At 57.3% G+C, this 10,909-nt stretch carries 18 protein-coding genes; 5 read left to right on the forward strand and 13 right to left on the reverse strand.

Annotation, left to right across the window (positions count from 1 at the left end):
- The first annotated feature begins 273 nt into the window (after nt 1-273).
- Nucleotides 274-1,431 (forward strand): MobQ family relaxase, encoded by a 1,158-nt coding sequence (gene mobQ / locus EG885_RS20325; RefSeq protein ID WP_131578291.1) that lies wholly within the window; start codon nt 274-276, stop codon nt 1,429-1,431.
- A 184-nt stretch (nt 1,432-1,615) separates the two neighbouring features.
- Here the strand turns inward: mobQ and EG885_RS20330 are convergent, their stop codons facing one another.
- Nucleotides 1,616-1,819: a hypothetical protein gene (locus tag EG885_RS20330; RefSeq protein ID WP_131578293.1), complete on the reverse strand. Its 204-nt coding sequence runs from the start codon at nt 1,817-1,819 to the stop codon at nt 1,616-1,618.
- A 223-nt stretch (nt 1,820-2,042) separates the two neighbouring features.
- A complete protein-coding gene (locus EG885_RS20335; RefSeq protein WP_131578295.1) occupies nt 2,043-2,234 on the reverse strand; it encodes a hypothetical protein in 192 nt (63 codons plus the stop codon).
- An 81-nt stretch (nt 2,235-2,315) separates the two neighbouring features.
- Here EG885_RS20335 and EG885_RS20340 point away from each other — a divergent pair, with 81 nt between their 5' ends.
- Entirely contained in the window at nt 2,316-2,705 is a 390-nt protein-coding gene (locus EG885_RS20340) for an exopolysaccharide biosynthesis protein (protein ID WP_278248499.1), read from the forward strand.
- A gap of 32 nt (nt 2,706-2,737) precedes the next feature.
- Here the strand turns inward: EG885_RS20340 and EG885_RS20345 are convergent, their stop codons facing one another.
- Both EG885_RS20345 and EG885_RS20350 read right to left on the reverse strand, forming a co-directional pair.
- Nucleotides 2,738-3,286, reverse strand: coding sequence for a chemotaxis protein CheB (locus tag EG885_RS20345; RefSeq protein ID WP_131578297.1), 549 nt, complete (start codon nt 3,284-3,286; stop codon nt 2,738-2,740).
- Nucleotides 3,287-4,455, reverse strand: a protein-coding gene (locus EG885_RS20350) for an IS3 family transposase (RefSeq protein WP_131578299.1) whose coding sequence is annotated in 2 segments (ribosomal slippage) — nt 3,287-4,113 and nt 4,113-4,455 — 1,170 coding nt in all. Because the reading frame shifts where the segments join, the coding sequence is not laid out codon by codon here.
- Nucleotides 4,456-5,130: 675 nt separating this feature from the next.
- On the opposite strand from EG885_RS20350, the gene EG885_RS20355 reads away from it, so the two are divergent.
- The 3 genes from EG885_RS20355 (at nt 5,131) to EG885_RS20365 (ending at nt 6,314) form a co-directional block, all read left to right on the forward strand.
- The gene (locus EG885_RS20355) at nt 5,131-5,520 is read left to right on the forward strand and encodes a hypothetical protein (protein WP_131578301.1); all 390 of its coding nucleotides are present in this window, start codon (nt 5,131-5,133) and stop codon (nt 5,518-5,520) included.
- 197 nt (nt 5,521-5,717) lie between these two features.
- Nucleotides 5,718-5,903: a hypothetical protein gene (locus EG885_RS20360; RefSeq protein WP_131578303.1), complete on the forward strand. Its 186-nt coding sequence runs from the start codon at nt 5,718-5,720 to the stop codon at nt 5,901-5,903.
- A gap of 117 nt (nt 5,904-6,020) precedes the next feature.
- Nucleotides 6,021-6,314, forward strand: coding sequence for an HU family DNA-binding protein (locus EG885_RS20365; RefSeq protein ID WP_131578305.1), 294 nt, complete (start codon nt 6,021-6,023; stop codon nt 6,312-6,314).
- Between the two features lie 76 nt (nt 6,315-6,390).
- Here EG885_RS20365 and EG885_RS20370 read toward each other — a convergent pair whose 3' ends face one another.
- The 9 genes from EG885_RS20370 to EG885_RS22875 all read right to left on the reverse strand — a co-directional run.
- A complete protein-coding gene (locus EG885_RS20370) occupies nt 6,391-6,645 on the reverse strand; it encodes a hypothetical protein (protein ID WP_131578307.1) in 255 nt (84 codons plus the stop codon).
- A gap of 204 nt (nt 6,646-6,849) precedes the next feature.
- A complete protein-coding gene (locus tag EG885_RS20375) occupies nt 6,850-7,080 on the reverse strand; it encodes a hypothetical protein (RefSeq protein WP_131578309.1) in 231 nt (76 codons plus the stop codon).
- Between the two features lie 97 nt (nt 7,081-7,177).
- The gene (locus tag EG885_RS20380; protein WP_131578310.1) at nt 7,178-7,582 is read right to left on the reverse strand and encodes a BLUF domain-containing protein; all 405 of its coding nucleotides are present in this window, start codon (nt 7,580-7,582) and stop codon (nt 7,178-7,180) included.
- A gap of 44 nt (nt 7,583-7,626) precedes the next feature.
- Nucleotides 7,627-7,953: a type II toxin-antitoxin system PemK/MazF family toxin gene (locus EG885_RS20385; protein WP_131578313.1), complete on the reverse strand. Its 327-nt coding sequence runs from the start codon at nt 7,951-7,953 to the stop codon at nt 7,627-7,629.
- Nucleotides 7,950-8,168 (reverse strand): antitoxin MazE family protein, encoded by a 219-nt coding sequence (locus EG885_RS20390; RefSeq protein ID WP_131578316.1) that lies wholly within the window; start codon nt 8,166-8,168, stop codon nt 7,950-7,952. The genes EG885_RS20385 and EG885_RS20390 overlap by 4 nt, the downstream gene beginning before the upstream one ends.
- A gap of 45 nt (nt 8,169-8,213) precedes the next feature.
- Complete coding sequence (locus EG885_RS20395; protein WP_131578321.1) at nt 8,214-8,624, reverse strand: hypothetical protein; 411 nt, start codon at nt 8,622-8,624, stop codon at nt 8,214-8,216.
- Nucleotides 8,625-8,658: 34 nt separating this feature from the next.
- Nucleotides 8,659-9,681, reverse strand: coding sequence for a replication initiation protein (locus tag EG885_RS20400; protein WP_131578325.1), 1,023 nt, complete (start codon nt 9,679-9,681; stop codon nt 8,659-8,661).
- Between the two features lie 360 nt (nt 9,682-10,041).
- Nucleotides 10,042-10,620: a hypothetical protein gene (locus EG885_RS20405; protein WP_131578328.1), complete on the reverse strand. Its 579-nt coding sequence runs from the start codon at nt 10,618-10,620 to the stop codon at nt 10,042-10,044.
- 40 nt (nt 10,621-10,660) lie between these two features.
- On the reverse strand, nt 10,661-10,909 hold a 249-nt coding region (locus EG885_RS22875; RefSeq protein ID WP_165571238.1), incomplete at its 5' end, for a hypothetical protein.

A 10,909-nucleotide genomic window follows, 5' to 3' on the forward strand; every position in this document is an offset into this window, starting at 1 on the left:
GCCGCCTTCACGACGACAGCCCCGACGATGATCTTGACGCGGGTGTCGGTGGCTTTCTTCTTGGATCTGAGCAAGGCGAGCTTGGATTCAGCCGTTGCAATCTGCTGGTCGAGTGTCTTCATGGTTTATGTCCCTCTGGTTGTGCGATGGGTAGCAATTCTGACGCTGGTGGTAAACACTGGCCTGACACGAAGTGCTCACCTATACGTCGCAAGCGACGTGTGAGCGAAGGACCGCTGCGCATCCTTTCGAAACCAAGCCAGGAGGGCGATCATGGCGATTTATCATTTTGACGCCTCAATGATCTCCCGCAGCAAGGGGCGGTCCGCGACCGCCGCAAGTGCGTATCGTGCCGCCGAGCGTGTCGTGGATCGTCGCACCGGCGAGGTGCACGACTACACCCGCAAGCACGGTGTCGAGCATACCGAGATCCTCGCCCCCGCGCATGCGCCTGATTGGGCGCGGGATCGCTCTGCGCTGTGGAACGCCGTCGAACTGATCGAGCGCCGCAAGGATGCGCAGGTCAGCCGCGAGGTGCGCGTCGCCCTGCCGTCCGAGCTGACGCTGGAACAAAACCGCGATCTGGTGCGCGGGTTCGTCCAGGCGCAGTTCGTCGCCCGGGGGATGGTCGCTGACATCGCCCTTCACGCCCCGGGGCGTGAAGGGGACCAGCGCAACCATCATGCCCACATCATGCTGACCACCCGCGAGATCGGCCCCAAGGGATTTGGGGCCAAGAACCGCGACTGGAACGCCAAGGAGCTGCTGGTGGACTGGCGGTCGTCCTGGGCCGAGCACGTCAACCAGACGCTTGAGCGCTGCAACGTCCATGAGCGGGTCGATCACCGCACTCTGGAGGCGCAGCGCGAGGAAGCGCTTACGCGGGCCTCTGCGGCCGAGCGCAACGGCGACGAGCGCGCCCATGTCGCGGAGATGGCGCGGGCGGTGGAACTGGACCGCCCACCCTTGCCCGATGTCGGCGCCCGGGGCTGGAGCATGATGCGGCGCGGGATCGCCACACCGGCCTCCGATCGTTGGCAGGAAGTCCGCGAGATCGGCCTTCAGGTCCGCGAGGTGGCCCGCGAGTTCCGGACGCAGGCCCGCGACTGGTTGGAGCGGACCCTGGACCGGGTGCAGGAGCGCACGGCGGCGCTTGGCCTCACCCGTGCTCCGGAGACGGCGCTGGAGCGGCTTCAGGCCGCTCGTGTATCGCGTGGGGCCGTCGATACCCCACAAACCGCCCTTGAGCGGTTACAGGCCGCGCGGGCGGGGCGTGGTGAGGATCGTGGCGTGGAGATCGAGCGCAACGTCGATCGCGCAGGGCATGCCCTCACCCAGCAGGACCGGGAAAGGGAGCATGTGCTGGAGCAGGAGCGCGCGTTGGAACGGCAGCAGGTCGCTGAGCGCGAAGGGCCGAGCCATGAAAGGTGAGAAGACGATGGCATGTATGAACACAACGAAAGTCCGCTTGGAGCCCGAGAGCGTGAGCTTGTCGAGCGGCGGGAGAGGGTCGGGAGAGAGACAGAGGCGACGATTACGATTACGGGCGGTAACCCGCCCCGCCGCCCTACAGCCCGCTCTGATCCGAGCGGGCGGCGGGACCGAATACTGCTGGTTACTGAAGATACAGATTTCCGCGAAAGCGATATTCTTCATTTAACAGCATGTTTAGATGCTCCCTCACATCACCCGTGAGTAAATCATTTTCAGCTTGAAAGGTCGCCTGATGCAACACGCCTTCAACAAGACGTTCAGCAGATGAATCATCTGGCATCATCAATCGTGCACTTAGGATCATCTCCCATAAAATGTCTTCCATATTAAAATCGCTGCGCCAAGGATGCGGGGTTACCACCGTAGAATACGAAGCGCCTGAGCCACCTTAACCTCGATCATGTATTCGATTTTTGCTGCTTTGCTCCGCGCAGTTTTCGCGTCCATTCTTTCCAACAGAAAGCTGCGAACTATGCGGGGCGCGGGCTTCTGCCGGTCAGTTTTCAGAGCGGGCATTTTGGCACCTCCTGAACCTCGACTATAGCAGATCACCGGCTTTGACGCAGCAGGTCGAGAACTTCGTCCAGCTTCAGCTCAATCCGGGCAAGCTGCGCATTATTTTCTATCTCATGATGTTTTAGTTGACTCATGTCCTGCATTAGCTGCTGAACCTGTGGACCCTGCTCTTGCTCTGCCTGATCGTTAGACTGATGGAGATCACTGATTGTTGAGAAATTCATGGTCCGTCCTCGTATTCGCTCTGGGAAGGGTCTCCGTCAGAATGTCTACTAGCTGCCGTCAGTCCTCGGTCTTTCCGCCCTCTGACGAGCCAGCATAGCACGTTCTTTGCCAAGAGCACGGCTCATAGGTTCCCACGCTTTTCCGGAGCGGTTGGCCTGCGCGTCGTGGCGCTGCTCTGCATCCTTCTCTGCACCGCTGTTCCGCCGCTGGAGCTTCTTCCCTTTGCCTCCTCCATCCCCATGGGTGCCATCGCCCTTATGGGCTTGGGGCTGATGGTCCGGGATGGTCTGGTGATCCTTATTGCCGCGCTTGGCGCGCTCCTTGGACTGGGCGTTCTGCATGACCACTGTGAGCGGCGGTTGACCCTGCCTTGCTCCAGCCCGAACGGTAGGAAAGCTAGCTCAATGCGGCCATGCAGGTTTGCTCATGGCCAAGCAAAAGACTTTCTGCCTTCTAAGCAACCTACTTAGTGCACAAGAGCAGGACTTATTGGACCGGCGCGCTACGACACAGCGGCTTCAACGGCCCGTGCGATGGTCGGGATGTCCCCGATCACGTCGATCGGCCCATCATAGTGGATCGCGTTTTGTGGCATGCCGGGAGGGCCTGCGGACGGCGTGATGACCATGGTGCAGCCTCCTGCATCGTGGATGGCCGCCAGACCGCGAGAGCCGTCATCAAGTGAGCCCTCCAGCACGATACCGATGACATGAGGGGCGCCGAACACGGCTAAGGACCGGAACAGCAAATCGACCGTGCGGTTGCCATGAATCCGTGCCGGATCGAAGGTTAGAGAGCCATGCGCGCTTGAGATCATCGTCAGGTGGTTGTCGGGCTCTCCGATATAGACGCAGCCCGGCCTAAGGGACTGCCCTTCACCGGCAATGCTGACAGGCATACGGCTGGAGCGTTGCAGCACCTCCCGCAGATGGCTAACCGCCGCCCATGGCCGGTGGAGGACGATCAGCACCGCGGCGTCAAGATCATCCCACTCGTTCACGAGCTCACACAGGTTCCGCAGACCTGTTCTTGCCCCCGTTTCACCGGACACTCAGGCGGTTACGGTTTGAGCTGCAATGAACTCGCGGGGTGAGCGCATCTTCAGCCCTGAATGCGGGTGATTGTCGTTGTAGTCCTCGATCCAGCCTCCGATCAATCCGAGAACGGTTTGGGCGTCTGGTAACGGCGTCACCTGGACGTAGTCGCGCTTGAGCGTCTTCACGAATGCCTCTGACATGCCATTGCTCTGAGGGCTCCGGACCGGGGTGAAGCAAGGCTTCAGACCAAGCTGGCGGGCGAAGATCTGCGTGTCCCTGGCAATGTAAGGTGAGCCGTTGTCGGTAAGCATTTCGACGACCGCAGGCGAACGGTATGTCCCGAAGCGACGCTCGACGGCCTCGAGCATGATGTCGCGGTCGTGGGCATCGATGATGAAGGCACCGCGGATGATATCGCCGTTCCAGCAGGTGAACTCGAAGCCGTCCGAACACCACCGCAGGTTAGAGCGCATGACGATGACCTTGCCGTCGTGAACATGCTCGGGACGCTCCGTATATTTCCGCGCCAGCAGCAGGCTATGGGCCTGCATGATCCGGTAGACCCGCTTGTGATTGACCGGTGCCAGGCTTTCAGACCGCAGCTGGCGGTTCAGGATCGCAGTAATGCGACGGTAGCCATAGGTCGGCCTGGCCGTCACCAGCGCGGCGATCCGCGGCGCCAGCTCCGCGTCCTGCGCTTTATGGTAACGTCGACGCGGTTTCGTCTTGCCCCTTAGGCGATCGATCAGGTTCGAGCGGGCCACACCAAAGGTTTCTGCCACGACCTTCACCGGAAACCGTCCGTCAGCGGAGACCGCGCGTGCAAGGTCAGTTTTTTTGAGCGTGACTTGTTCAGGGCCTCGCGCAGGATCTCGGCCTCAAGCGTCTTGCGGCCAAGATGCCGTTCAAGTTCGCGAATGCGATCCTCGAGTTGCCGCACGACTTTGTTGCTGGTGACGTCATCATCCTCGGTCACAGCGACACTCCCCCCTTCGAGCATGAGCCTGCGCCAACGATACAACAGGTTGGGTGCAACGCCATTGCGCCGCGCAACGATGGAAATGCTGGCTTGATGTTCCAGCGTCTCCTCGACGATCCGCAGCTTCTCGGCAGCGGTCCAGCGGCGCCGACGACCGCCATCAGTGATGATCTCAATCTCAGACATAAGCACGTGCTCAGGCATATGCCTAAGCCTCCATGGCTATGCCCAAGTGTCCGGTCGAAATGGGGGCCAGTTCAAGACCCTCGCCGCCCGAGGCTCCTATGGCAATCGTCCAAGGTGAGTTATTGGTCATTCTGCATACTGAGCATGAAGCGGGGCGTCAGGAACAGACGCTTATGATATGTCAGCAAGTCAAGGCTTGATGAGATAGGGTTAGGATGCACCCTGCGGCTTTCCATGTTCACCGCGAAACATCTGGGGTTAGACGGCGAGTGCCCGGCTTACACGGCCAAAAACCCCGTCAAGGCGCGGCCCCAGCTCCATCAGGGGCGTGGCCCAAACTGTCACGGGTCACGCCGGGGCAGTTGCCGCACGAGCACGTGCGCAGCCCACGTCAGGGCGAAGGGGGCCTCGGCATCAAATGATGCCGGGGCCTTCGCATGCCCCACGCTGTACTCAACCTCAGTGCAGATGGCGGGATCTGGATAGATCCCCCTGCGCGGAGAAACTGATCCCTTCAGGGTTTCCAGATTTTCCAACCTACAAAACCGGAACATTATCGTGCCGTGCGACATCCGTTTGCAGAAATATAAATACATAGCGGGTGTAGGCATGCCATTGTCCTTGGCGAACAAGTGCTTTCAGGATAGGTTAATTTTCATAGTATCAGTGGCATGCTCTGATGTGAAAGGGAGGATGAAAATGCTGCCGAAAAATGCACGAAGTAAAGGTTATTCCAAACAATCTTCTGCAGAGAATCATTATAAATTCCAAAATAACAGGAATAGGTCGGGCATCAAGCAAGCTATTTTCCACACCATCGCTACATTGTTTTTTATAATGATATGGAGGTACGGACTGATTGGAAATAAAAAAATTTGGGGAGATTGGCTTGCGATTGCCGCCATTTTAATACTCGGACCAGCAGCAATTCTTTCTTGGCTTTCTTATTTTCGTGGCCCTGTCTATCAGGAGAAGACTGTCTCCATAACTAAAATCCAGTGGGTGATCTTCACCGCGATTTCCTTTACCATCCTCGGCCTCATGGTATTTTCCATAGGAGGATGGGCTTTGGGGAGGGGGTGACGAGCATCGGTTGTTAAGTGCCAATTCTAGCTGCTGGGCTTCAGATAAGGCGCCAAAGTACAACGATCGAGCAACGGGTGCGTCTTGGCGTCCGTCCGATCCAGAGGTGACCAAACTCGCCGCAGGTTTTTGAACAATTTGACAGCAAGACAGGGGCGATGAGAGCATTGGGGTTTACATAAACCACGAGGGTTACCATGAGACTCGCAAGAAAAGGACGTCTCACCGCTAAACCGCAAAAGCCAACCTGGCTCTTCCTGGACCACAAGCAGATCGAGAGTCAGCATCGGAAGGCCAAAAAGAACGGACCCAAGCTCGATGAAGACATCGAGCGAATGGTCGAGGCCAAGGTGGCCTTGGCCCTGCGTCTGATGAAGACTTAAACTCAGACGTCGAAATCCGGATGCAGCTCGCGGACTGAAAAGTCCGACGGGACAGGATACCGGCTGGCCAAGCTTGAAATGCCTGTTCATATCCTTTCAAAAATAAGGAATTTTCTTATGATCCGCTCGGAACTGGTCGGGAAACTTGCTCAGAGCCACCCGCATCTGCCCCGACCCGTGGTGGGAGCTGCGCTCAACGCGATCCTCAGTAAGATCATGGACAGCCTCGCCCAAGGTCAGAGGGTCGAGGTCCGGGGGTTCGGAAATTTCTCAAGCAAGGTCCGGAAGGCCCGCATGGGGCGCGACCCCAGAACCGGGGCGCCCGTGGCGGTGGCGAGCAAGCGCATCCTGCATTTCAGAGCCTCGAAACTGCTCCTCGAACAGCTGAACCACCCCACAACCCCCGGCTGATCCCCGCCCCTCCCCCGGATCCGGCGCATAACACCCGATATCCGCCAGATCGCAGCCGGGAGTTGAGCGAGGGGCGTCAGGTCGCCTGATCTTCCCAGGCCGTGATCTGGGTGCCAAGGGAGATCGTATAGCGCGCCGCAGGGCTGTGGAGGTCGGCAGGGTTCAGGCCGCCATCCATCACCGCGTAGATGGCCATGGCCGTCTCAAAATCGCTCCGGGAGGTGATCTGGGGCGCCTCGCGGAAGGTGAGGAAATAATCCATCACCATGTCGATCTGAGCCTCTGTCAGGCCCGCCAACAGAAACATCGCCCGGGATTCATCGCTGTTCATAAGCCCCTTATCACCTGAACAGGCATGTGAGTGAACAGAGTTGTTGATTTTTGCAGAAAGGGAAGGCCGGAGGGTGAGACGACCGGATCAGTGCCATGGCCACCCCCCGCGTCGTCGCCAGACGGCAGCTCGCGGTAGAGCCAGGCACGGTGCAGCATCGGCTGTAATGCCCATTCTCGCGAAGAGGGCAGGCCGGAGGTTGAATTAGGAGGCTTGGTCTTCCCAATCCGCTATCCGCTCAACGAGAGCGATCAGATAGCGAGCGGCAGGGCTATGAACGTCATCCGCATCCAGTCGTTCCTCCATCACAGCACGGGTAGACAGGGAAATTTCATAGTCGGTCACGGATATGATTTTGGCCGCGCCGCCAAAGGCGCGGAAATACTCAAGCACATCTTCTATCTGATCTTCTGGCACGCCCGCTGCCAGAAACATGTCCCGGAAATCATGGTTTCTCATAACGCACACTGTCGCAGATGCTGCCTGTTTTGACAGCAAAAATATTTATTCCCCTCTGCCAAGAGGGGCCTTTTTATATTGCCTTTGAAAGGTCAAGAATGATCCTTTCCAGCCGAGGTTTCTCAATTTCCTTATGGTTCAATTCAGAAATTTTTATGCCTATTTCGGAAAATATTTTATCCGGCTCTCCTTCTTTCAGCTCGCGAACCTTCCAGCCTTGGAAAACACGACCCTTTGTCGAACCAGCAAGAAGAATATTAAGACTGTGATGGCGAGGATCTTTCGCATTTTTTATGAGAAATGTCGTCACCACGATGGGATCACCCTCAAGAATGACGAGAAAATCTTCCTCTCCAATAACCAATAGACCACCGATATCGTATCGGGCATTCAGATCAAACACCTCTTCAGAAAGCGACTGAAGCTCCTCCTCGCTGACCCCGCCATGTGTAGAGGTGTGGCGACTGGCCGGATAGATTCATAGCACTCAGAGTAGTGACGGGATTGCGCAGGATGCGTTTTTCATCCCGCCAAGCCTAAGAACAAAGCCAGTGCGCGGTTCACGGTTAGCATAGTGGCATCATCGACAGTGCCGAAGGCAGGCCCCAGCTTATCGACGGGTAGGGTGGCAGCCTTGTCAATCATGACATGGGAAGACGCACGTAGCCTGTTTTCTGATGTTGGTTCGATCTGGACCCGGATCAGTGGAGCGTCGATTAGGGTCGATGTCAAGGGCAGGACCGTCTTCGAACGGGCATCAGAAAAGATATCAGATTGGACGACGAGTGCAGGGCGTGGTTTCCCATAATCGCCCTGCAACGAGATTGTCACAAGATCACCCCGCCTCATTCCCAGCCTTCTGTGCTGGCAGCGGCTTCCTCCAAAAACATGTCGAACTCTGGATCTCGCAAGTCAGAGGCGGCAACCAAGGCGGATTGCCTGCGGCACTCCTCGGCAAAGCCGGGGCGTCGCGTGTCGGGAACCCAAATCTGCACAGGACGTAACCCGGCAGCGCGCAAAGCATTCCGACGCTTTTGGACGCGTTGTGAAACGGTGGTGGGCATAATGCACTCCCTTTTTTGTTACATGTAACATAAAGCGGACGAAAATCAAGCTTTGTTAGTCTTTCCTAACAAACGGGCCCACATTCCTTGCCTCTGCGTGACTCCGCCTTCTGAGGTCGGGGGAGGCAGAGCCATTGCCAGCCGTTTAGCCTGATCGCGCCACTCATCCCGCTCTGCCTTTGCATCAGCCAGTGCAGCTTCCAGACTGCCTATTTTTTCCTGTAACAGAGGGGTTTCAGAAGGGTTGAGGTGTGGGGTTTCAGACTCTAACATTGGCGGGGTTTCAGCGTTATGTTTTGTTACAGCAGGGAAGGCGCGGAAAAGCTCCGCAGGATCGATCTGGTACCCCCCCGAGCCAGACTTTTCTGCTGAAATTTTACCTGATTTTATGGCCCTAGTGATCGTCGGGACACTTTTTCCCGTCCGTCTTGCAGCTTCGCTAGCGCTCAGTTTCATGGGGTAACATCGCCTGTTTAATATCCTAACATTGTTAGGGTAACATACCGATCTTGCTACAGTAATCAATGAATGTCCTTGTGATGCCTGCCGCATCCAACCGAATGCCCTTTTCGCGGCAGAATCTTCGGAAATCAGTCGCGATCTTGGCGTTATCCGCGTTGCAGCCTGCCGCGCGCTTTCGATCCATCCAGTAAGGCGAGTAAGCGATGCTGCCAGTTTCTGGAAATGCAACTGCCATAACCTCTGCTGTTCCTTCCCGGCGCGCTTTCCGTCCAATGCTGTGTTTATCCATTTCGACTTTGAGCGACTGGCGTTCCTCTCCTGTCTTTTCAGACCAAGAAATTTCGATGCTGGTGATCGTGCGTCCACTCTTGCGCGGAGTGGCCGTCAAAACAAACCGGGATTCAGTGCTGATTTCCTCTATCGCAGGCTGGATGGCGCGAGCGTTGAGGTTTGCGAACCGCTCCAGCTTTCCCGATCCCACTCCAAGCACGGCGCGAAGCTCATCCACGGTAAAGACTTTCCGGGTCACATGAGCTTGTTTTACGAGGCTGGAAATATACTGGAAGAGAAGCATTGAATAACGGCTTTTAAGCCGAAATGCAGTTTGCCGGTCTAGGATAGCCCAATGATCAGAGGCTGCTGCGACACGGGTAAACATGCGCGAGAAGTACCAGCTTATGACTAGATCTCCGGACGCCTCATCCCGGTAATCAACCTCGGCCAAATCAAGTAGCCCGCCGATAGTCAGACGCTTGCGTTCAACATCATCGTTTACGAGGACCGCCGCCTGCAACTCTGCGAATAGCGGTGTGAGGCTAGCACGATCATGGTGCCGCAATCCCTCGATCGCACGAACATCAGACAAGCTGACGCGATGCTCGACATCTTCGCCCATTCTACCGCCAGCTTGTCCAATCAGAACATGCATCAGCTTGAGAGCCGCCAATCCTGGCGGATTTTGCATGTAGATCCCGCGCGCGACCTCGGCAGGAAGCACGGTTTTTGTCTTGTCGAACGCGCGATCCGCGGCAACCTGAATTGTCTTTCCCATAGGTAACATTAAACATACCCTTAACGTTACCTGTCAATGAGCAATAGCGGCCCCATATGTTACTTAAGCGGCCCCATATGTTACTTAAGCGGCCCCATATGTTACCGATAGCCTTGTAAGAATTTGTTTTTAAATAAATATTTCCGCCTGAACTATAGAACTAAGAAGAACAAGAAGGGGCTTCGCCCATTTTGCTTCTGATTTTTGGGTTGAAGAGACCTGTTTGTGCCCTCATCCGGCCCGCCTGGCGGCCCTGTCGCAATGCCGAGAACAGGGCCAGTAGCCCTCATCCCACGCATCGCCCTTCGGCTTGGTCCGATGCTCGACCACGGGTTCGTTCCGAACCCATCTCAATCAGGCTCACTGAGCTGCGTCCTGCCAGATGACACAGGCCCATCGCTCACCGGACGGCAGGGTTTCCCCGCCGAGGGTTTCACAGTCCCTATCGGCAGCATCGACCTTCAGCGCGACCCCTGCATCCCAAAGATGCTGGAACCTGGTCGCCGGCTCGCGGGCAAAGAAACCTACAGCGCCACAGAGAGCCCCTATAAGGGCCATGATGCCCAGTCTGCGCCACCGACCCTGCTGATGGGCCTCCATGAGCCTCAGGAGCCGCTCTGCGGCGCTGTGGAAGGCCTTGCTGGCATCCTTCTGTGCCACAGCGGCGTCACCAGCCCTGTGGGTGATCTCGACAGACTTCCCACGCATCTCGCGTGCGGCGTCGACAACTGCGTGCAGGGCGGCGCGATCCTCCCGCAATGCGTTGTCCAGAATGGCCGCGATCTTCTTGCCGTTGGTCTCCCAGTCCGTGTTCTTGACGACCGTGGCCATGTAGGTGCGGGCATCCTTCACGGAGGCCGCTGTTGCTGCGGCCTGATGCTGCACGTCGATCAGCGTGGTGGTGTTCTCTGCGGTGACGGAGACCAGAGCTTCCAGCATCTCGTCCTGGGGCGTGGGGGCTGCGGCAGGGTTTCTTGGATCAGCCATTGCGCGCGGCCTTCTTGTCGAGGCTGGCCAGGAGCTGCTGAATGTCTTTCACATCGAGGTCGCGTGTCACCCGGTCGCGCAGCAGGCCTGACAGCTTTGCGGCAGCGTCCGGGCTTTCCAGTGCCGCCTTCACGACGACAGCCCCGACGATGATCTTGACGCGGGTGTCGGTGGCTTTCTTCTTGGATCTGAGCAAGGCGAGCTTGGATTCAGCCGTTGCAATCTGCTGGTCGAGTGTCTT

The sequence above is a fragment of the Paracoccus nototheniae genome (assembly GCF_004335005.1).
Taxonomy (GTDB): domain Bacteria; phylum Pseudomonadota; class Alphaproteobacteria; order Rhodobacterales; family Rhodobacteraceae; genus Paracoccus; species Paracoccus nototheniae.

Excerpts from the sequence above, each read along its gene's own strand:
- mobQ (WP_131578291.1), top strand. The coding sequence starts at position 274 with ATGGCGATTTATCATTTTGACGCCTCAATGATCTCCCGCAGCAAGGGG.
- EG885_RS20330 (WP_131578293.1), bottom strand. The coding sequence starts at position 1,819 with ATGGAAGACATTTTATGGGAGATGATCCTAAGTGCACGATTGATGATG.
- EG885_RS20335 (WP_131578295.1), bottom strand. The coding sequence starts at position 2,234 with ATGAATTTCTCAACAATCAGTGATCTCCATCAGTCTAACGATCAGGCA.
- EG885_RS20355 (WP_131578301.1), top strand. The coding sequence starts at position 5,131 with ATGAAAATGCTGCCGAAAAATGCACGAAGTAAAGGTTATTCCAAACAA.
- EG885_RS20360 (WP_131578303.1), top strand. The coding sequence starts at position 5,718 with ATGAGACTCGCAAGAAAAGGACGTCTCACCGCTAAACCGCAAAAGCCA.
- EG885_RS20365 (WP_131578305.1), top strand. The coding sequence starts at position 6,021 with ATGATCCGCTCGGAACTGGTCGGGAAACTTGCTCAGAGCCACCCGCAT.
- EG885_RS20370 (WP_131578307.1), bottom strand. The coding sequence starts at position 6,645 with ATGAACAGCGATGAATCCCGGGCGATGTTTCTGTTGGCGGGCCTGACA.
- EG885_RS20375 (WP_131578309.1), bottom strand. The coding sequence starts at position 7,080 with ATGTTTCTGGCAGCGGGCGTGCCAGAAGATCAGATAGAAGATGTGCTT.
- EG885_RS20385 (WP_131578313.1), bottom strand. The coding sequence starts at position 7,953 with ATGAGGCGGGGTGATCTTGTGACAATCTCGTTGCAGGGCGATTATGGG.
- EG885_RS20390 (WP_131578316.1), bottom strand. The coding sequence starts at position 8,168 with ATGCCCACCACCGTTTCACAACGCGTCCAAAAGCGTCGGAATGCTTTG.
- EG885_RS20395 (WP_131578321.1), bottom strand. The coding sequence starts at position 8,624 with ATGAAACTGAGCGCTAGCGAAGCTGCAAGACGGACGGGAAAAAGTGTC.
- EG885_RS20400 (WP_131578325.1), bottom strand. The coding sequence starts at position 9,681 with ATGGGAAAGACAATTCAGGTTGCCGCGGATCGCGCGTTCGACAAGACA.
- EG885_RS20405 (WP_131578328.1), bottom strand. The coding sequence starts at position 10,620 with ATGCTGGAAGCTCTGGTCTCCGTCACCGCAGAGAACACCACCACGCTG.